This is a genomic window from Mucilaginibacter sp. OK283, assembly GCF_900110415.1.
Taxonomy (GTDB): Bacteria; Bacteroidota; Bacteroidia; order Sphingobacteriales; family Sphingobacteriaceae; genus Mucilaginibacter.
Window position 1 is genome coordinate 304281 of the sequence record NZ_FODR01000004.1, and the last position, 22185, is coordinate 326465.

11 protein-coding genes are annotated in these 22185 nt (G+C 45.0%); 9 read left to right on the top strand and 2 right to left on the bottom strand.

Features of this window, described 5'->3' with window-relative positions; translation table 11 throughout:
- Positions 1–30: 30 nt before the first annotated feature.
- Together BMX56_RS12200 and BMX56_RS12205 are read right to left on the bottom strand one after the other, a co-directional pair.
- Positions 31–1227, bottom strand: a complete 1197-nt coding sequence (locus BMX56_RS12200) for a FecR family protein (RefSeq protein ID WP_090647239.1) — start codon at positions 1225–1227, stop codon at positions 31–33.
- Between the two features lie 117 nt (positions 1228–1344).
- The gene (locus BMX56_RS12205; RefSeq protein ID WP_090647243.1) at positions 1345–1908 is read right to left on the bottom strand and encodes an RNA polymerase sigma-70 factor; all 564 of its coding nucleotides are present in this window, start codon (positions 1906–1908) and stop codon (positions 1345–1347) included.
- Between the two features lie 377 nt (positions 1909–2285).
- Here BMX56_RS12205 and BMX56_RS12210 point away from each other — a divergent pair, with 377 nt between their 5' ends.
- From BMX56_RS12210 to BMX56_RS12250, 9 genes are all read left to right on the top strand, one after another.
- Positions 2286–3074, top strand: a complete 789-nt coding sequence (locus BMX56_RS12210) for a rhamnogalacturonan acetylesterase (RefSeq protein WP_090648024.1) — start codon at positions 2286–2288, stop codon at positions 3072–3074.
- A 402-nt stretch (positions 3075–3476) separates the two neighbouring features.
- Entirely contained in the window at positions 3477–9125 is a 5649-nt protein-coding gene (locus tag BMX56_RS12215; protein WP_177183789.1) for a HAMP domain-containing protein, read from the top strand.
- A gap of 34 nt (positions 9126–9159) precedes the next feature.
- Complete coding sequence (locus BMX56_RS12220; protein WP_090647247.1) at positions 9160–10395, top strand: hybrid sensor histidine kinase/response regulator; 1236 nt, start codon at positions 9160–9162, stop codon at positions 10393–10395.
- 164 nt (positions 10396–10559) lie between these two features.
- Positions 10560–12362, top strand: a complete 1803-nt coding sequence (locus BMX56_RS12225; RefSeq protein WP_090647251.1) for a glycoside hydrolase family 35 protein — start codon at positions 10560–10562, stop codon at positions 12360–12362.
- A gap of 244 nt (positions 12363–12606) precedes the next feature.
- Positions 12607–14604, top strand: a complete 1998-nt coding sequence (locus tag BMX56_RS12230) for a gluzincin family metallopeptidase (RefSeq protein WP_090647255.1) — start codon at positions 12607–12609, stop codon at positions 14602–14604.
- A gap of 9 nt (positions 14605–14613) precedes the next feature.
- Positions 14614–16059: an MBL fold metallo-hydrolase gene (locus BMX56_RS12235; protein WP_090647258.1), complete on the top strand. Its 1446-nt coding sequence runs from the start codon at positions 14614–14616 to the stop codon at positions 16057–16059.
- Between the two features lie 169 nt (positions 16060–16228).
- Positions 16229–17428, top strand: a complete 1200-nt coding sequence (locus BMX56_RS12240; protein ID WP_255369826.1) for an efflux RND transporter periplasmic adaptor subunit — start codon at positions 16229–16231, stop codon at positions 17426–17428.
- A 41-nt stretch (positions 17429–17469) separates the two neighbouring features.
- Positions 17470–20628, top strand: coding sequence for an efflux RND transporter permease subunit (locus BMX56_RS12245; RefSeq protein ID WP_090647262.1), 3159 nt, complete (start codon positions 17470–17472; stop codon positions 20626–20628).
- Between the two features lie 18 nt (positions 20629–20646).
- Positions 20647–22053: an efflux transporter outer membrane subunit gene (locus tag BMX56_RS12250; protein WP_090647267.1), complete on the top strand. Its 1407-nt coding sequence runs from the start codon at positions 20647–20649 to the stop codon at positions 22051–22053.
- Positions 22054–22185 lie beyond the last annotated feature (132 nt).

Here is a 22185-nt window from a genome sequence, read left to right on the forward strand (position 1 = left end):
ATTGTTTTTTTTCTTAAATTTTGGAAGCCTTTACCTGCTTACGGTAATTTTGCGGCCATCAATCCCGAAATGAACCCCTCCTGTAAGTTCAAGCATATTTAATATTTGCGACAGGTTGTTATTGCGTGATATACTTCCCGAAATGTGGGTTTGAGGTATTCCGTCTTTGTATTCCACTTCAACATTGTACCACCTGGCAATTTGTTTCATTACACTTTCCATGTCTTCCCCGTCAAAAATGAAAAGATCATTTTTCCAGGCTACAGATTTACTAACATCAATGGGCTGTATTTTAATTTTCGGCGAGTTTAGTTTAATATAGGCCTGTTGCCCCGGCATTATTGTTTTGCTGCGCCCGCCTGTGTATATTTTAACCGATCCTTCAAGTAAAGTGGTTTTTACGGCTTTTTCATCGTTGTAAGCATGTATGTTAAAATGGGTACCCAGTACCTGTACCACCGTGTTGTTTGCAAATACTTTAAAAGGCTTCAATTTATTTTTGGCAACTTCAAAATAAGCCTCGCCGGTTAAATAAACCTTACGCTCAAGCTGGTTAAATACCATTGGGAATTTTAAAGACGATGCAGAGTTTAGCCAAACCATACTACCATCTGGCAACAATATTTTGTATTTGCACCCGGTAGGGGTAGTAATAGCATCAAGTTGGTTTTTAACAAGATTGCCGATACTATCAGTTATATGGTAACTAACAAGGCCTTTGTTAACGCTGATTTTTATGCCAGCGTAATTTTTAACAATCCCGGCCATCCGACCGTTTATGGTTATTACGGAACCGTCGGCCAAAGTAAGTTTAGCTTTATCCGTCCCCGGGGGGACGTCATTTTTGTAGGATGTATTTTGCGATGCTGCAGCTTGTTGTTTTACGGGCTGGGGGCTTTTATAAAATATAACGATCACAGAAAACAGGATAAGGATGGCTGCCGCATACTTCCACTTTAGCATGAAATAATAAACCTTATTGGTAAAGGATGTTTTTTGTGTACGAATAACAATGTTTTGCCAGGCGTCGCCTGTTTTTATAGAGGCGAGGAAATCCAGGTCGGCCTTTGTCAATTCCTCGTCCTGCAGGTTCTCCATGAGCAAAGCATTTTCGGGCTTCGCGTTTATCCAGGCATTCAGCTCAATTTCTTCAATTGCAGATAACTCTCCTTTCAGGCGCCTGGCAATAAGGGCAGCATACCGGTAGGCTTCGTAATTGTTGTCCATAAATAATATTTAGGTTGTGCCTGGGGGCACATAACTGGTAATATTAATAAGGACACTTGAATGTAACAAGGGGGTGACAGAGGATGAAAAAAAATATTTTAGAGAAAAAGCCCGAAATTAAAAACAGGAAAATGCAATTAATACAACAAAAAGCTCGGGACTCAAATTGCCCCGCAGTACTTTAAGGGCCCTTTGTTTTTGGGTTTTCACCGTATTAACTGATATACCCAATACATCGGCTATTTGATTGTTTTTCATATCATCCAGGTAGCTCATCCGGAATATTTGCTGGCAGCTGCCGGGCAGTAATTGAATTGCCTGGTATATCTCGGCCAGTACTTCGGTCCTGATAATGGTATGAAATATGGTTTCGTCAGCAGGAATGCCATGCAGGCTGTTCATATGCTGTTCGGCCACCTTATTATGCCTGATAACATTTAGGCTGGCATTTTTTACCGTACTGTAAAGGAAATTTTTTATGGCCACCGGATTGCTGGAAACATGATTGCAGTTATCCCAGAATTTCACAAAAGCATCCTGGGCAATATCCTCGGCCTGTGGTTTATTGTTAATGATCTGGTACGAAAAATAAACCAGTCGGTTGTAATAATCGTCGAATAAATTTTTTAAATCAGTTTCGCTGTAGGTTTTACTTTGAATATCTAAAACATTGTTTTCCATTACAGATAAAGTTATAACAGTCAGGTACAGGAAGATGTTATTTAATAAGCAGGTTTAAACTTGCGGCTTATGATAATAATTGGTTTAACTAATGTAGAAATAAATTCACCGCCATGTGTCCTGCTGTGTCCTGTACTAAATAGAGTACAGGTTTTATCAAGCCTAATCTCATGAAAAAAGTGAAAAGGCTATCTACATCAGTATGGAACAGGATGGTATTGAATAGTTTATTCTTTAATATTGACTCCTGCAATCTAAATTATTCAAAGGATACAGCGTCCTTTTCATTAATGATTCATAACCAATTGGAAAATTTGAGAAAAATCAGCTTGTGCTGCCGTTTGGCCTTTTATCTGCTTTTAAAAAACACCATACATATGAGTACCAAAATTAAACCTAAAGGCCTGTTATTTACCGGCATTTTAATAGGCGCTGTGCTGCTTATGTCGTTTATTATTACACCTGGCCGGGTCACCGTTTACCTGGCGGGTGATTCCACTATGGCCATAAAGCAGCCTAAAGCTTTTCCCGAGACAGGCTGGGGGATGCCTTTCAGTTTGTTATTTGATAGCACCGTAACAGTTGATAACCGCGCACAAAACGGCCGGAGTACCAAAACATTTATCAGCGAAGGTTTGTGGGATGGTATTGTAAGCAGCTTACATGAGGGCGATTATGTATTTATACAATTTGGCCACAATGACGAAGTACCCACCAAAAAAAGCTACATCAACGAACAGGGATATAGGGATAATTTAGAAAGGTTCATCCGGGAAACAAGAGACAAAAAGGCAATTCCGGTATTGCTGACGCCCGTGGCACGAAGAAAGTTTGATACAACGGGTACCGTTGTTGGTACACATGAGGTATATTCGGCAATAGTGCGTAAACTGGCCGAAGAACAAAAAGTGCCACTAATTGACCTGGATAGAGAGAGCCAGGCTTTATTGCAAAAGTTAGGGCCCGAAGAATCAAAAAAATTATTTAACTACCTGGCTCCGGGCGAGAGTATTAACTATCCTAACGGCCAGGCTGATAATACGCATTTTAGTAAATTGGGGGCCCAAAAAATAGCGGGGATTGTTCTAAAAGGAATCCGGTTGTTAAAGCTTGACCTTGCGCGGCATATCGCGCTTTCAAACCTTAAACCTGTAGATGAAAAATAAGAGGTGATTATTATGTCGCTAACTGCAGCGCCCACAATGTAAACTGATTTTTTTGTGTAATTAACTCATTGTAAGTATATTATTGCATTTAGATCGTGTGATGCTCAACCGAAGATAGCCGGTTGCGTTGCGCCGATATTTATAGGTTTTCTCGTGGCGAAAAAATTGCGTCAAAAAAAATAAATTTTAAAACAATTTCTCGAATATTTGTTTTATTTGCTGTCTGATTGCCGATGCTTTATTATACCTGAAAAATATTTTCTTTGTAATATTTTAGCCTTAACTGTTTAGAAATTTACTGTCGCTTTTTTATCTTTACTATAACGGATTTAACCATGCGTTGCTTCCCGTTGTTTATGTAACAGCTATTTTAAATAAACTGATCACAATTTAACTCTTCTCATGAAGGACGACATTTTAGAAAACATCTTGAATGAAGCCGGCGTTACACAGGCTGACACCGAGACCCTTGACCTTAAGGAATTACTTAAAGTACTGTCACTTGTTAAAGGGGGCAGGCTTAATGTGCGCATGCCGGTAACCCAGGCCGGCATCAACGGCCGCATTTGCGAAGTACTCAACGATATTATCGATATGAACGAGCGCTTTGTGGCCGAGATATCTGCTGCCGAGAAAACCATTGGCAAAAGGGGTAACCTGGGCAAACGCATCGAACTATCGGATGCTAAAGGTGAGTGGGCCAGCGGTGTAAATTCATTAAACAACCTCATCGAAGATCTTACGTCGCCTACGCTGGAAATTGCGGGTATGATTAATTCCGTAGCCAACGGAGACTTATCTAAACATATCCCCTTAGAGATAAAAGGTCATCCGCTAAAAGGGGAGTTCCTGCGCATAGCTAAGGAATCAAACCAGATGCTTTCCAAACTCCAGCTGTTCTCCATGGAAGTAACCCGTGTAGCCCGGCAGGTAGGCTCGGAAGGTAAGCTGGGCGAGCAGGCCAAAATTAAAGGCGTAGCGGGCGTGTGGGCCGAACTTACCGACTCGGTAAACCAGATGGCCGGTAACTTAACGGCCCAGGTGCGTAATGTGGCAGCGGTAACAACCGCAGTTGCCAAGGGCGACCTTTCCCGGAAGATCACGGTAGAGGCCAAAGGCGAAATCCTTGAGCTGAAAAATACCATCAATACGATGGTAGATCAGCTCAACTCTTTTTCATCCGAGGTAACCCGTGTGGCGCTCGAGGTAGGTACCGAAGGTAAGCTGGGCGGCCAGGCCAAGGTACCGGGTGTTGCCGGTACCTGGAAAGACTTAACAGATTCTGTAAACCGTATGGCGGGTAACCTTACCTCGCAGGTACGTAATATAGCCGGCGTAACCACTGCGGTGGCTAACGGCGACCTTTCTAAAAAAATTACGGTAGACGTAAAAGGCGAAATGCTCGAGCTGAAAAAAACCATCAATACGATGGTGGATCAGCTTAACTCTTTCGCATCCGAAGTAACACGTGTTGCGCTCGAGGTAGGTACCGAAGGTAAATTGGGTGGCCAGGCCCGGGTAAAAGGCGTTGGTGGTGTTTGGAAAGACCTTACCGACTCGGTAAACCAGATGGGAAGTAACCTTACCGACCAGGTACGTAATATTGCGGGTGTAACAACCGCTGTGGCCAAGGGCGACCTTTCACGAAAAATTACGGTGGATGCCAAAGGCGAGTTGCTGGAATTGAAAAATACCATCAATACGATGGTGGATCAGCTTAACTCTTTTTCTTCGGAGGTAACCCGCGTGGCCCGTGAGGTAGGTTCCGAAGGGCAGTTAGGTGGCCAGGCCAACGTGCCGGGTGTAGGTGGTACCTGGAAGGATTTGACCGACTCGGTAAACCAGATGGCGGGTAACTTAACCGGGCAGGTACGTAACATTGCCGAAGTAACCACCGCGGTGGCCAAAGGCGATTTATCCAAAAAAATCACGGTTGACGTACAGGGCGAAATGCTGGAACTGAAGATCACCATTAATACTATGGTGGATCAATTAAATTCCTTCGGTTCGGAGGTAACGCGGGTGGCCCGGGAGGTAGGTTCGGAGGGGCAATTAGGTGGCCAGGCGAACGTACCGGGGGTCGGTGGGACATGGAAGGATTTAACCGACTCGGTAAATAAAATGGCCGATAACCTTACCTCGCAGGTACGTAATATTGCGGAGGTAACCACAGCGGTAGCCAAGGGTGACCTTTCCCGGAAAATTACGGTAAACGCGAAGGGTGAGTTGTTAGAGCTTAAAGATACGATCAATACCATGGTTGACCAGTTGCGCGGTTTCGCATCCGAAGTAACCCGCGTGGCACGCGAAGTAGGTTCGGAAGGGCAATTAGGCGGCCAGGCCAACGTGCCGGGTGTGGATGGTACCTGGAAAGATTTGACCGACTCGGTAAATAAAATGGCGGGTAACCTTACTGCGCAGTTAAGAAATATTGCCGACGTATCGATTGCGATTGCCAACGGCGACTTATCGAAAAAGATTACGGTTGACGTTAGGGGCGAGATCCTGCAGCTGAAAGAAACCATCAACACGATGGTTGATCAGTTGCGTGGTTTTGCATCCGAAGTAACGCGCGTAGCGCGGGAGGTAGGTACCGATGGTAACCTTGGCGGCCAGGCCTTTGTGCCGGGCGTTGCGGGTACCTGGAAAGATTTGACCGACTCGGTAAACCAGATGTCGAGTAACTTGACATCGCAGGTACGTAACATTGCCGAGGTAACCAAGGCGGTGGCCAGCGGCGACCTTTCAAAAACGGTTATCATCGACGTAAAAGGCGAGATAATGGACCTTAAAAACACCATCAACACGATGGTGGATCAGCTTAACTCCTTCGCATCCGAAGTAACCCGTGTTGCCCGTGAAGTAGGTACCGAAGGTAAGCTGGGTGGCCAGGCGCACGTAAAAGGTGTGGCCGGTACCTGGAAAGATTTAACTGACTCGGTAAACCAGATGGCATCCAACCTTACCGGGCAAATTCGTGGTATTGCCAAGGTGGCTACCGGTATTGCCAAAGGAAATCTTAAACAACGCCTCTCCATCAATGCTTTAGGCGAGGTGGCCCAGCTTACAGATACCATTAACGAAATGATTGATACCCTGGCGGTATTTGCCGATGAGGTAACCACCGTAGCCCGCGAGGTAGGTGTGCAGGGCCGTTTGGGTGGCCAGGCCAGCGTGCCGGGCGCTTCGGGTACCTGGAAGGATTTGACCGAAAACGTAAATCAGCTGGCACAAAACCTTACTGTACAGGTGCGCTCCATATCTGAAGTGGCCTCGGCAGTAACCAAGGGTGACCTTACCCGTACCATACGCGTGGAAGCCAAAGGCGAGCTGGAAGCGTTGAAGGATACCATTAACCAGATGATTGCCAACCTGAAAGGGACAACCTTACGTAACCACGAGCAGGATTGGCTAAAATCAAACCTGGCCAAATTTGCGCAAATGCTTCAGGGACAGCGCGACCGGAACGCGGTGGCCAACAAAGTACTATCGGAGCTTGCCGAACTGGTGAACGCCCGTTACGGGGCGTTTTATATACTGGAGCAGCCCGAAGCCGCGGACGAGCCCAAACTGAAACTTTTTGCAGGATATGCTCAAAAGAGCCGCAAGCTCATCAACCAGGAATTTTCGCTTAGCGAGGGGCTGGTAGGGCAGTGCGCTACAGATAAGGAAAGGATCAGGCTTGCCAATGTACCAAATGAATATTTACAAATTAGTTCGGGTATAGGCAATGCCGCACCTATCGACCTGGTGATATTGCCGGTACTTTTTGAAAATAATGTAAAAGCGGTTATCGAACTGGCCTCCTTTGAAAACTTCAGCGATACCCACATCGACTTCCTGGATCAGCTTACCGAAAGTATTGGTATCGTGTTAAACAATATTGAAACCAATACCCGTACCGAGGAATTGCTGAGCCAATCGCAGTCATTAGCCAGTGAGCTTTCGGCGCAACAGGAAGAGTTAAGAAGGGCGAACGACGAGCTGCATGATAAAGGCCGCTCACTGGAGGAAAAGGCCGAGCAGCTTACGCTTACCTCCAAGTACAAGTCGGAATTCCTGGCCAACATGTCGCATGAGTTACGCACGCCGCTAAACAGCTTATTGATATTAGCCCAGCAGCTGTTTGAAAACCCCGAAGGTAACCTTACCGAAAAGCAGCGGATGTTTGCCAAAACCATCCATTCTTGCGGGGATGACCTTATCCAGCTGATTAATGATATCCTCGACCTTTCGAAGATTGAATCGGGAGTTATTGCGGCGGATGTGATGCCGGTTAGCTTTAAAGAGATAGCCTCCTTTGCCGAGTCAACCTTTAAACCGATATCAGAAGCTAAAAACCTGAAATTTGAGATCGAAGTAGAGGAAACCCTGCCCGAAATGATGGAGACAGATATGCAGCGCCTTAACCAGATCCTCAAAAACCTGCTCTCCAACGCGTTTAAGTTCACCGAAAAAGGACGGGTCAAACTTCATATTTTCCGCCCGGCGGCAGATCATGAAAATCCAATTGGCGCCCCGGGCGAAGTAATCGCCTTTTCTATTGAAGATTCCGGAATCGGCATCTCTAAAAATACCCAGGGAATCATTTTTGAAGCCTTTCAACAGGCCGAAGGTTCAACAAGCCGTAAATACGGTGGTACCGGGCTTGGCTTATCTATCAGTAAAGGGTTTGCCGAGTTATTAGGCGGAACGATTACCGTGGGCAGTGAGCTGGGTAAAGGCAGTACATTTACCCTTTACCTGCCACTGAAATATAAAGAAGAGAAAACACCCGTGGTGAAAATCAAGGAAAACCTTTCTGTATCGCACCTGCGTACTAACCTGGCCGAAACCGCCGAAATGGTAATAGATGATGACCGCCACAATATTTTAGCCGAAGACAAGGTGTTACTTGTTGTTGAGGACGACCTTCGCTTTACCAAGATCCTGATAGATAAAGCCCATGATATGGGCATAAAAGTACTGGTAGCAATAAGTTACCTCGAGATTTTTGATAACATCCTCAAATACAATCCTATTGCCATCACTCTTGATGTAAATATGCCCGAATCAAACGGCTGGAAGATCCTTAAATTGCTTAAGAGCGATATAAACTTAAGGCACATCCCGGTACATGTAATATCTGGCGAGGATAACAGGGTAATGGCGCATAAGCTTGGCGCTAAATCGTTTAGCCTGAAGCCGCTTTCAAATACGTCGTTACAGGATTTAATTACAGGGATTGTTAGCTTTCATGAGCACGCCAAAAAACGCGTGCTGGTGATTGAAGATAATGAGAGTGAGCTTGGCAGGCTTTCTGAATTATTATCAAGCGACAGGGTAGAGGTTGTTGGCGCAGCTACAGCTAAAAAAGCATTGTCGGTACTTAAAAAGGAAATGTTTGATTGTATCATCATGGATTTCGTGCTGCCGGATGCCAACGGGCTCGACTTGATCAATAAAATAAACCTGTTAAAACAGCAGCAAACTACCATCCTGCTTCATTCAGCCCGTGATTTTACACAGGATGAATTGATCCTGCTTAAACGCCTTAACCATAAAATCATCGCTAAAACCTCCTCGTCGCACGTTTACCTGTTAGAAGAGATATTGGTACTGCTGCACGTTGATAAAAAGTTCATCAGCGAGAGTAAACTGAAAATGATTGACAGTGTGCGCAACCAGGCCGATATACTTGACGGTAAAAAAGTACTGGTTGTTGATGACGACGTACGTAACCTGTTTGCCTTAACCGCAGTATTTGAAAGATCGAAAATAGAGGCAATTACTGCCGAGAGCGGACGCGAAGCACTGGAAATATTAAACAAAGACAAAACAATAGATATAGTGTTGATGGACATTATGATGCCCGAAATGGACGGGTACGAGACGATCCAGATCATCCGCAAAGAGGCCCGGAATAAAAACCTGCCGATAATAGCGGTTACCGCCAAAGCCATGATAGGCGACAGGCAAAAATGTATCGCCTCGGGTGCATCAGATTATATCACCAAACCGGTAAAAACCGATCAGTTGTTGTCCCTGATGCGGGTGTGGCTGATTAAATAACCATATCGATAACAAAGTACTTTATACGCGTAAAATGGACGATACCGGTATCATCAAGATCCTGTTGGTAGATGACAATGAAAATAATTTGTTATCGATGAGGGTAGTGCTGGAAAAAGATCAGTATGCTTTTTCCACCGCTACCTCAGGGCGCGAAGCGCTCCGTATCCTGCTGAAGGAGGATGACTTTTCACTTATCCTGCTGGATGTAAAGATGCCGATGATGGATGGATATGAAACTGCCGAGCTTATTTATCAGCGGGATAAGCTACGGCGCATTCCTATTATTTTCATAACGGCGCATGATTACGAAGAGGCTGCCGTGTTTAAGGGTTACAAAGCCGGCGCGGTGGATTTTGTAAGGAAGCCGTTCAACCCGGATATCCTGCGGTCAAAAGTGGCTGTTTTCACCGAGTTATACCAGAAGAACCACTTACTGAAACAGCAGGAAGAAAAATTGCAACTGATTAATAACGACCTCATCCAGCTTAACCAGGAACTGGAACAGCGCGTACATGAACGTACCATTGCGCTGGAAAACCTGAACCATGAGTTGAAGGCGCTTAACCTGTCAAAAGATAAGTTTCTGTCGGTTATCTCGCATGACCTGCGCAACCCCTTAACATCATTGCTGGCTTCATCAGAAAACTTAAAAAGAGATGCCGATAAGCTAAAACCCGAACAAATCAAATTGTTATCGGGTATCATCAACCGCACTTCTAACAAAATTCTCAGTCAACTAAATGAGTTGGTTGAATGGGCCAAAAATCAACGCGAGAAAACAAGTTTCCAACCCGTAAAGCTGCACCTGGCCCATGGCATCAATGAATCACTTGACTTGCTGCGCGAAACGTCCAGCCAGAAAGAAATTAGTCTTGAAAACGGGGTTGACGATGATATTTATATCATGGCCGATACTTTGATGTTCCGTTCTGTTTTGCAAAACCTGGTTACCAACGCCATTAAATTCACGCCGCATGGCGGCGGCGCTGTAAAAGTTTCCGCCTGTGTTGAGGCTGGCATGGTAGAGATTTGCATTCGCGATAATGGCATAGGGATGTCTGAAGACACCAAAGCGATGCTTTTTGGCAATGGCGGCCGGACATCCATTTTAGGCACCAATATGGAAAAAGGCAGCGGACTGGGTCTGTTACTGGTAAAGGATTTTATTGCAGCCCATGGCGGCACCATCAGCGTGGATACCGAAGTCGACAAAGGCACCTGTTTCCGGTTTACGTTGCCACATTTTACAGAGCCGTCGGAGTTATAAAGTGGGGGATAATTAGTTACGCTCCGCCGGAAAAGACCAATGAACTAATGAACCAGTAAACTAATGAACCAACACACAAACGTTTGTGTAAGGCAGATCAAAAATCATTTGTTATTTTAAATTTGTGGCACAGCGGGCTTGCTTTAAATTTATTTACATCACACATGAAAAAAACTCTCCTTGTATTTCTTTTTATCATATCTGCAGGTATTGCCGGCGCGCAGCAAAGGCATGTTTTCTCGTTAAGCAAAACCGATTTTTTGCTTGATGGCAAACCATTCCAGATCATCAGTGGCGAAATGCACCCGGCACGGATTCCTAAAATGTACTGGCGCCAGCGCATCCAAATGGCAAAGGCCATGGGCTGTAATACCATAGCCGCCTACGTTTTCTGGAACTACCTGGAACATCAGCCGGGGGTATTCGATTTTACAAGCGAAAACAGGAATATTGCCGAATTTATTGGCATATGTAAACAAGAAGGAATGTGGGTCCTGCTGCGTCCCGGTCCGTACGTTTGTGCCGAGTGGGATTTTGGCGGCCTGCCACCATACCTTTTAAAAATTCCAGATATTAAAATACGGTGCATGGATCCGCGCTATATGGCGGCGGTAACAAAATATGTGACCGCCCTTTCGCAACAGGTAAAGGGCCTGCAATGCACCAGCGGCGGCCCAATATTGATGGTACAGGTTGAAAACGAATACGGCAGCTATGCCAATGACCGGGATTACATTAAAGCACTTAAAAAACTTTGGGTTACCAATGGTATCAATGTTCCATTTTATACCGCTGATGGTCCAACCGCTTTTATGCTGGAAGCCGGCGGCGTTGACGGTGCTGCTATTGGCTTAGATAGTGGCAGCAGTGATGCCGATTTTGACCAGGCCGCCAAACAAAACCCCAATGTTCCGGCATTTAGCAGCGAATCATATCCCGGCTGGTTAACGCACTGGACGGAAAAATGGCAAAAGCCCGGTACTGATGGCATTGTGAAAGAGGTAACCTACCTGCTCGAACACAAGCGTTCTTTCAACTTATATGTAATACACGGTGGTACCAATTTTGGCTATAATGCGGGCGCAAATGCATTTAGCCCCATTCAGTTTCAGCCAGATGTTACCAGCTATGACTATGATGCGCCTATAAACGAGCAAGGAGCACCAACCACAAAATACTTTGCGTTGCGCAACCTGATTTCAAAATATGTGAAATACAAAATACCGGAAGTTCCAAAATCGATACCAACTGTCGAGATACCGGCTTTTGATATGGCACCTTTTACTACCGTTTGGAAAGAATTGCCGGTGGCTGTTAAATCGCCGCAACCGGTGCCCATGGAAGCCCTTGGCCAGTATAGCGGCTTTATATTGTACCGTACAAAACTTATTGGCCACAAAAGTGGCGATCTGACTATTACCGAGCCGCATGATTACGCACTGGTGTTGCTTAATGGCAAACTGGTTGATACCGTTTATCGCGATGGCGGCAAGTGGACAATTAAGCTGCCAAAATCGGATGTAAAGGTCCCTCAACTGGATATACTGGTGGAGAACATGGGCCACATAAACTTCGCCCAATACATGATTGACCGTAAGGGTATTACCGACCGCGTTACCCTGAACGGGATGACCCTCACCAACTGGCAGATTTTTAAGCTACCCATGGACGAAAAATTCATAGCCTCATTGCCCAATAAATATCCCGAAGGTTTTCACGATGGTGTATACTTTAAAGGCAGTTTTGAATTAAGTAAAGTAGCCGATACCTACCTTGATCTCAGTAACTTTAAAAAGGGAGTTATCTGGGTAAACGGCCACAACCTTGGCCGCTACTGGAATGTTGGGCCCCAGTTTCGCCTTTATTGCCCGGCAAACTGGTTGCTTAAAGGAAAAAACAGTGTAACGGTATTTGATATGCACCAGGAAACCAAAACCACCATTAAAGGAGTAAACACATTAGAGTAACAGTAACCTCATATTGGTATTTTGTGCAGCCTGCCTGCTAAGTTTTAATAGGGGCAGGTTGTTTTGTTTATGGGATAGCCGTATACAAATGAAGATTTATTGGGCGCATTTGAATGTCACCACAGGAGGGGTGCGGTGCGGAAAATATTTGTAAAATACCGTAAAAATACCTGTTGTATATATTAATCATTATCAGAACTTTACTATGGCAAACGATAGTTCCTAAACACTAAATATAAGCAATATGGCGGTCAAATTGGTTTACCGGTACTTAAGGGGATATACCCTTGATCCGGGCTTTTCAACTCAGCTGGATACCATGAAATTTAACCAGACTACCTACCGGGTACTATGGGAGGATTTGAATAGGCCCGAAAATGCGGGGCCAACCGGCGAATACTTTGAAGTAATAGATATCGACCCACCCAGTAATTGTTATTATGAGCCGGTAAATCTGGATTCGGTAGAGGTTTTATCGCAAAACGGCTTAACCCCAAGCGAAGGCAACCCGCAGTTTCATCAGCAGTTTGTTTACACAATTGCCATGAAAACTCTTGAGTATTTTGAACAATCATTAGGCCGAAAATTAATCTGGAATTCTCGCATTGTTAAAGATGCCCAGGGCAACCCGGTAAAAGGTAAAAACGGTCGGCCTATCGAAAGTTATGTTCAGCGCATACGGTTATACCCACACGCGTTCAGAGCTGCCAATGCCTATTATACCACTGATAAAAAAGCCATCCTGTTTGGCTATTTTAAAGCAGCGCAGCAAATACAGGGCGCCAATTTTCCAAATGGGGCAGTATTTGCATGCCTCTCGCCCGATATTGTATCGCATGAGGTTACCCACGCGCTTTTAGATAGTATCCACCCCCGGTTTATCGAAAACACAAATCCCGATGTGCCGGCTTTTCATGAGGCCTTTGCCGATATTATTGCGTTATTACAGCGATTTACCATTAATGAACTGGTAATTAACCAGTTTTCAAAATCTGATGGCAGTTTAGATAAGTTTACTTACCTGGGCGAACTGGCCACACAATTTGGCAACGCCATGGCGCATGGCAGGGGGGCTTTACGGAGTGCCATAGGCGGTAATGATAAAGATGGTAACTGGAAGCGCAGCAAACCAGATCCTACCCTTTACCAAACCCGCACCGAGGCACATGAATTAGGATCGGTTTTGGTATCTACCTTTTTTGATGCCCTCATCAAGATTTATAATTTTAAAACCCAGGATTTAATCAGGATAGCCACAAATGGTTCTGGCGTATTGCCTCAGGGCGTACTACAGCTTGATTTGGCTACCAGGCTTGCGCAGGAAGTATGTGAAATAGCCCAGCATTTAATGAAGGTAGCAATCCGCGCACTGGATTACTGCCCGCCGGTTGACATTACATTTGGCGAATATTTACGCGCCCTGGTTACTGCCGATATTGATTTTGCACCTGGCGATGACAATAATTACCGCATAGCGCTTATAGATGCTTTCAGGAGCTGGGGCATATTTCCCGATCATGTGAATACTTTTTCGGAAGAGAGCCTGAGATGGTGTACGCCAGATAATTTTGGGCCATTGGATCGGAATAGCCTCGGGAAAATGGCCTCCTTTTTAAGGGATAAGGTACGCACGTTAGCCAACCTGGCCGATCGTAAAGAAATTTATACGCAATCAAAAGTTATACAGGCCGCTTTCCACGATTTTTTGGTTGGTAAGCCTCAAAAAAATCAGAGCAACATGCCCTCGGCTATCTTATCCGGCCCCGAATTGGAAAGCCTGTTGCCTAAGCTGGGCTTAAGCACCACTGTAATTGGATATAAAGAACTGGATGGCATTAAACTAAAACAGGAGCGGGAAAGCGGCATGCTACCTATTGAAATCCATAAAATAAGGCCAGCTTACCGTTTAGGCCGCGACGGAATGATATTGGAACAGGTAATAGTAACCATAACCCAATCAACAACCATATTAATTGAAACAGGCAGGGTTGATTTAAAAACAGGCACCCCACTTGTTGACAGAATGAAATTCAGGGGCGGTTGTACTATTGTTTTTAATATGGCCGAGGATTTTAAGGTTAATTACCTGGTTACAAAAAATATAGCCAGCCAGGACAGGTTTACCAAGCAGCTTGCGTATCAGCAAGGTAAAGACGACGCGGCCCTTTCGTTTTCCGATTCGATGTACGATGACGATAACGGGTTTAGTACTATAAATTTTGCCAATTTACATTTTCATTAAAACCTTATCATGAGTAACCTTAGCGTAAATATAAAAATGTTCCAGGTTGGCGAACTTGGAGATTGCTTCCTGTTAAAATTTAAGAAAGACGGGAGCGAAAGTTCGGTGTTAATTGATTGCGGCTCGTTTCGCAATTCAGATAAATCTGAGCAAAGGCTTCAAACGATAGCCGGGTTTATTAAGGATGATTTGGAGGGTAGGCCCCTTGATGTTGTAGTTGGTACGCACCAGCATAATGATCACCTGTCGGGATTTGTACATGCTTTCGGGGTTTTCCAGCAAACCGGTATCAATAATGTATGGCTATCGTGGCTTGATGATCCAAAAGACGAACAAGCCGGCAAAATTGCTGCCGGGCAACGTAAAGTGACAGATAACCTCCAAAAAATTGTGGCCGAACTTGCAAAAAATAATAACGAAAGCCATTCGCTTGCTTCTAGTCGGATAAGTGACGTTTTGGGTTTTTATCTGGCAGCAGATGATGCTGAAAAACCAAAAGCCGGAATGAAAGTAAAACGCCCGCCGGTAGTGCCGCAAATGGGTATTGATAATTTGCGCAAACTGGGTAAAACCGTATCTTACCTGTCGCCGGGTTCTGTATTGGATTTGCCCGCCCTGCCTCAAAATTCGGTTAAGGTTTATGTGCTGGGGCCGCCAAGAAACAGCAATTTGCTGTTTGATATTAATCCCAATAAGGACGAAACTTACGACACCAAGCTTGCCGCAATAAGTAACCTTGCCGAAGGGTATCTATCGGCGATGAAAAATTTTACAGGCGAGCCTGTGGATTCGGATGAGGGAAATTTTCCGTTCGACAAAAAGCATGATAGAAAACTGACATCAAAGTTATTTTCGAAAGAATACCAGATGAAAAAAAATGCCTGGCGCACCATAGACGACGAGTGGCTTGATCAGGCGGAGCGCTTATCCCTTTACCTGGATACCTATACCAATAACAGCAGCCTGGTACTGGCCTTTGAGTTGGTTGATAGCGGTAAAGTTTTACTATTTGTTGGTGATGCCCAAACCGGCAACTGGCTTTCATGGGAAGATATTAAATGGGATAAAGACAAGGTAAAGCCAGGTTTTACTTTAGATTTTCTGTTGAATAATACTGTTTTATATAAAGTAGGGCACCATTGCAGCCATAATGCCACCCTGAAAGAATATCTTGACGATAAGATCATCCATAAAGACCTTGTAGCCATGATTCCCGTTGATCGCACCGATCCAAATATTACCAAAAATAACGGTTGGAAAATGCCGGCGGTAAACCTTTATAAAAAACTAAAAGAAAACACGCAAAACCGCGTGCTGGTAATGGATATTGGCTATGACCCTGATTGCGACCCAGACGGTGAAGCCAAAGAATCATGGGCTAAAGTACCTTTTAAGCCGGTGTACAACCAACAAAAGTTTTACATAGAATATGAGGTTCACAGTGATTCAAATTAATCATAGGTAAGTTGCTTTAGACGTTAAAAAACGATTTGTAATCATCTAATCAAACAATCTTTCAGTCCTACTGTAACAATATAGCCCTCTTAGGCATCTATATTGAAACTATATCCGAATTTAGCGGCTGCTTTGCCGTGCGCGGTAGTGTTGATGATTTTAATTTATAATGATGTTGCTTATCCTGTCTTCCAAAAAAATCCAAACAAAACATTTTTTTAATGTCCTGTATTTATTGCCGGCCATTGTTTTAGTAACTTCATCTTGTGGTAATAAAAATACACAAGCCGCCAGCCAGGGACAGCAGGTATTGGATTACAAAGTAGTTCAGGTACAACCACGCCAGGCCACGTTAAATGTTGATTATCCCGCAAGTATACAGGGGCAGCAAAATATAGAGATAAGGCCTAAGGTGGATGGTTATGTTGAAAAAATTTATGTTGATGAAGGCTCCATTGTAACCCAAGGGCAATTGCTGTTTAAGATAAACGCCCCGCAATATGAGCAGGAGGTGCGTACTGCCGAGGCAGGTATTAAAACCGCCGAAGCTGATCTGGCACTGGCTAAAATGCAATTGAATAAGGTAAAACCACTGGTTGAGAAAGACATCATTAGCCATTATGAACTGGAATCTGCCGAGTATACACAACAATCAAAAGCGGCGGCGCTGGCCCAGGCCAAAGCCGCGTTGGTAAATGCCAAAGTGAATTTAGGGTACACCACCATCACCAGCCCCGTGAATGGCGTTATAGGCGCGTTGCCGTACAAATTGGGCAGCCTGGTAACCAGCAGCACAACAGACCCGCTTACTACGGTTTACAATACCTCAAATGTTTACGTATACTTTGCCCTGAACGAGAAGCAACTGCTTGGTTTTAGTCGCGACAGTACAGCTAAAACATCTTTTAAAACCAAATTGAACCAGTTGCCCCCGGTTTCGCTCATATTGCCCGATGGCAGTACTTATGAGCATGTCGGTAAAGTTGAGACCGTGAATGGTTTAATTAACACCGCAACCGGCGCAGCCAATGTACGTGCCGATTTTGCAAACCCGCGCGGCCTTATCCGCAGTGGCAGCAGTGCGGTAGTACGCATCCCTAATGTTGTAAAATCGGCTTTACTGGTGCCCGAAAGCGCCACTTATGAATTACAGGACAAACGCTTTGTTTACGTAGTTGATGATCAGCATAAAATAAAAAATGTAGCCATTAAAGTGATGGATAATACGGCCGGCCAATTTTATGTAGTTACCGATGGCTTAAAGGCCGGCGATAAAATTGTGCTGGAAAGTTCGGGTAACCTGCAGGATGGTACCGAAATTAAGCCAAATGAAGTTAGCGCCGGGTCGGTTTACGGCGGCGTTAAATAATAGCGTTTCTTATCCCTCAATTCATTTACAACAGCTATACTATGCTTAAAAGATTTATAGAACGCCCGGTACTATCCACCGTAATTTCGGTTTTGCTGGTAATACTGGGTATTTTAGGGTTAATAAACTTACCAATTTCGCAATATCCGGATATTGCACCGCCTACCGTACAGGTAGAGGCCTTTTATAGCGGCGCCAACGCCGATGTAGTGCTCAAAAGTGTGATTATCCCGATGGAGGAGCAGATAAATGGGGTGGAGAACATGACCTACATGACTTCATCTGCCAGTAACGATGGTTCGGCATCTATCACCGTATACTTTAAGGTGGGCACCAATCCCGACCTTGCCGCGGTAAACGTGCAAAACAGGGTATCGCGTGCTACAAGTTTGCTGCCGTTGGTGGTTACGCAATCGGGTGTTACGGTAGCAAAAAGTCAGAGCAGTAACCTGATTATTTTCTCGTTATATAGCGAGAATAAAACTTACGACGAAACTTTTCTGCAAAATTATGCCAAAATAAACCTGGTACCGCAAATTCAGCGTGTTACCGGGGTTGGTAATGCCAACGTGTTTGGCTCAAAAGATTATTCGATGCGCATTTGGCTAAAACCCGATGTGATGTCGCGCTATAATCTTATACCTGATGATATTACCGAAGCGCTCAACGAACAGAACATAGAAGCCGCCCCGGGTAAATTTGGCGAAAACAGCAAACAATCCTTTCAGTACGTTATCCGCTATAAAGGCCGGCTAAAAACCGCCGCCGAATTTGGCGATATCATCATCAAATCGGTAGGCAACGGGCAGCTGCTGCGCCTGAATGATGTGGCGCGTGTTGAGTTGGGTTCTTTAGATTATTCTTTCGAGATACAAACCAACAGGTTGCCTTCGGTAGGGGTGGCTATCAGCCAAACAGCAGGGTCAAACGCCCGCGATGTGATCAACGAATCGAAAAAGATCCTGGAGGCCGCTGCCGAAAAATTCCCTAAGGGTATGAAAATAACTTACCTGGTTGATGCCAACAGTTTCCTGGATGCCTCGATAGAAAAAGTGATCAGTACGTTGATAGAAGCATTTATCCTGGTATTTATAGTAGTATTTGTGTTTTTGCAGGATTTTAGGTCAACATTAATCCCGGCTATAGCGGTGCCTGTGGCTATTGTGGGCACCTTCTTTTTCCTTAACCTGTTTGGCTTCACCATTAACCTGCTTACGCTTTTTGCCCTGGTGCTGGCCATAGGTATTGTAGTAGATGACGCCATTGTGGTGGTAGAAGCTGTGCACGCCAAGCTTGATCAGGGTTATAAATCGGCCCGGAAAGCATCTGTAGATGCCATGAACGAAATTTCGGGCGCTATCGTTTCCATCACGCTGGTTATGTCGGCGGTATTTTTACCGGTTACGTTTATTTCGGGCTCAACAGGCGTATTTTATAAGCAGTTTGGTATTACGCTGGCTGTAGCCATTTTGCTATCGGCAGTAAACGCCCTAACCTTAAGCCCGGCATTGTGCGCGTTATTTTTAAAGCCACATGAAAAAGGGACAAAAAAACATGGTTTCATCAACCATTTTTATGTGGTGTTTAATACCTCGTTTGATGCGGTAACCAACAAATATAAAAAATCGGTAAGCTTTTTGGCAGGTCGTAAATGGATTGCCCTTGCAGCGGTGGTGGTGTTTTCGTCCATCCTGATTTACCTGGTAAAAACAACCCCATCCAGCTTTGTGCCCAATGAAGACCAGGGGACAGTGTTTGCCGCCATCAGCTTGCCGCCGGCCTCGTCAATGGAACGTACCGATGCTGTTGCCAATAAGATAGACAGTATCGGCCATACCATCCCATCGGTAGTTAATACGCTTAAATTGGTGGGCTTTAACTTTATTGCCGGCTCGGGCAGTGCATACGCCATGGTGATTATGAAGCTGAAGGGCTGGGATCAACGTAAAGAAAAAAGCCAAAGCCTGCAAAGCATTATTGGCCAGCTTTCGGCCAAAACAAGCGGTATGCGGGAAGCCAACGTGTTTTACTTTTCGCCGCCAACCTTACAGGGGTTTGGTAACAGCGATGGTTTTGAATTTCAGCTACAGGATAAAGGCGGGCATACTGTTGATGAATTGTATAAGGTAAGTAATACCTTCCAGGCGGCGTTAAAAAAACGTAAGGAGATCCAAAACCTTAATTCATCATTTAATCCAAACTTCCCACAGTTCCAGGTAGATGTTAATGTGGCAAAATGCAAAGAAGCTGGTGTAACCGTAACAGGCGTATTAAATACCCTGCAAGGTTATTACGGCGGGTTATACGCATCAAACTTTAATGACTTTGGCAAGCAATACAGGGTTATGGTACAGGCAGATTATGATTACCGGGCCAACGAAATTGGCCTGAGTAAAATATTTGTACGCAATGCGGCTGGTGCCATGGCGCCAATAACATCGTTTATAACGCTGAAAAGGGTGTTTGGTCCCGAGTCTATTTCGAGGTTTAACTTATTTACGGCCATATCGGTTTCCGGCTCGCCAAATCCGGGGTACAGTACAGGAGATGCTATAAAGGCCATTAGTGAAGTTGCCAAACAAACGCTCCCTGCCGGTTACGATTTCGAATTTTCGGGCCTTACCCGCGAGGAATTGAGCACCGGCACGCAATCGGCTTACATATTTATGCTTTGCCTGGTGTTTGTGTACTTTTTACTTAGTGCGCAATATGAAAGCTATATCCTGCCGTTCGCGGTATTATTATCGCTGCCTGTTGGTTTAGCGGGTACGTACCTTTTTGCCTGGATTTTTGACATCGGCAGTAATATTTACCTGCAAATTTCGCTCATTATGCTCATCGGTTTGCTGGCAAAGAACGCTATCCTGATAGTAGAATTTGCTTTGGAGCGACGCCGGGCAGGTATGGATTTAATACCCGCTGCTATAGCAGGCGCCGAAGCCCGTTTGCGCCCGATTTTAATGACATCTTTTGCTTTCATATTTGGTATTATGCCCTTGATGTTTTCCACAGGGGCTGGTGCAAATGGCAATAAATCCATAGGTACAGGCGCTGTGGGGGGGATGTTTGTGGGGACGGTATTTGGGGTGTTTGTTATCCCTATTCTGTTTATCATTTTTCAATCCCTGCAAGAAAAAGTTGGCCGTAAACCAAAACCCGAAGATGAAGATGATGAGGCGGAAGTAGTACCTGCCCGTTAATTTAGTAAAAGATATAAAATGAACAGACGGAGTTTTAAATATATACTGCCCTTTACGCTGCTATTCGGCGTTGTGCTATCGTGCAAAGTAACGAAAACGTATAACCGGCCGGATATAGGCACAACCGGACTTTACCGCGATGGGCAAACTAACGATACTACCACCATAGCGGCCATGCCCTGGCAAAAAGTTTTTGCCGATACGATACTTAAATCGCTGATACAGGAAGGGTTGAATAATAACCTGGACCTTAAAACCGCTGTTCAGCGGATACTGGAGGCGCAGGCCACATTGCAGCAAAGCAAGGCCGCGTTTTATCCATCGTTAAGCGGCAATGCCAGTGTAACCCGGTCAAAACAATCATCGGCAGGCTTAAATTATCCTGCCGGTACCATTGTTAACACCTTAACTACTACTTACCAGGCGGGTTTAACAACCTCATGGGAGGCCGATGTTTGGGGGAAGCTGAGCAGCACCAAACGTGCGGCGTTGGCTGGTTTTTTACAAACTGATGCGGCTAAGCGGGCCGTGCAAACCCAGTTGATTGCCGATATAGCCAACAACTATTTTACCCTGTTGGCATTGGACAAACAGCTGGAAATTACACTACAAACCCTCAAAAACCGCATTAAAGATGTGGAAACCATGAAGGAGCTTAAGGCCGGCGCGGTAGTAACCGGTGCCGCCGTGGTACAAAGCGAAGCCAACCGCTATGCTGCCGAAGTATTCATACCCGATTTAAAACGCAGTATCCGCGAAACCGAAAATGCTTTGGATATCCTGTTATCAAGGCCGCCGGGCGCGGTAAACCGCGGCAGTTTGGCTACCCAGAACATGGCCACCGAATTACAGGCGGGCATCCCAACACAATTGCTCACTAACCGCCCGGACGTACAGCAAAGCGAATACGCTTTCCGTGCCGCGTTTGAGAATACCAACGTGGCTAAAACGTATTTTTATCCCTCGTTTACCATCACAGCTTCGGGAGGTTTATCAACCTTACAGCTTAAAGACTTTTTTGTCAATTCCATATTTTACAATATTGCCGCAGGCCTAACCCAACCCATTTTTAACCAGGGTTTGAACAAAGCGCGTTTACGCACTGCGCAGGCGCAGCAGCAGGAAGCGCTTAACAGCTTCCAGAAAACATTGCTGGTAGCAGGGCAGGAGGTATCCAATGCATTATATGCACACCAAACCGCCCTTGAAAAACAGGATGCCCGCAGTAAGCAGATCATCGCTTTGCAAAAATCGGTTGAGTATACACAGGAGCTATTGCGGTACAGCTCGGCCACCAATTACACCGATGTATTAACATCCGAACAAAACCTGCTGGCAGCACAGCTAAGCGGTGTTAACGACAGACTGCAGGAGCTGCAGTCTGTCGTTAATTTATACCGGGCATTGGGTGGAGGCTGGCAGTAGTAGCGGCGGGTGTATGTTATTTTGCTATACAGGTGCGTATAAAAAGATACAGGATATTGGATAGAAGCCAAAATCCCGCGGATTGCATGAGGCAGAAGACTTGCGAAGTTTTTAAAACTTCGCAAGTCTGAA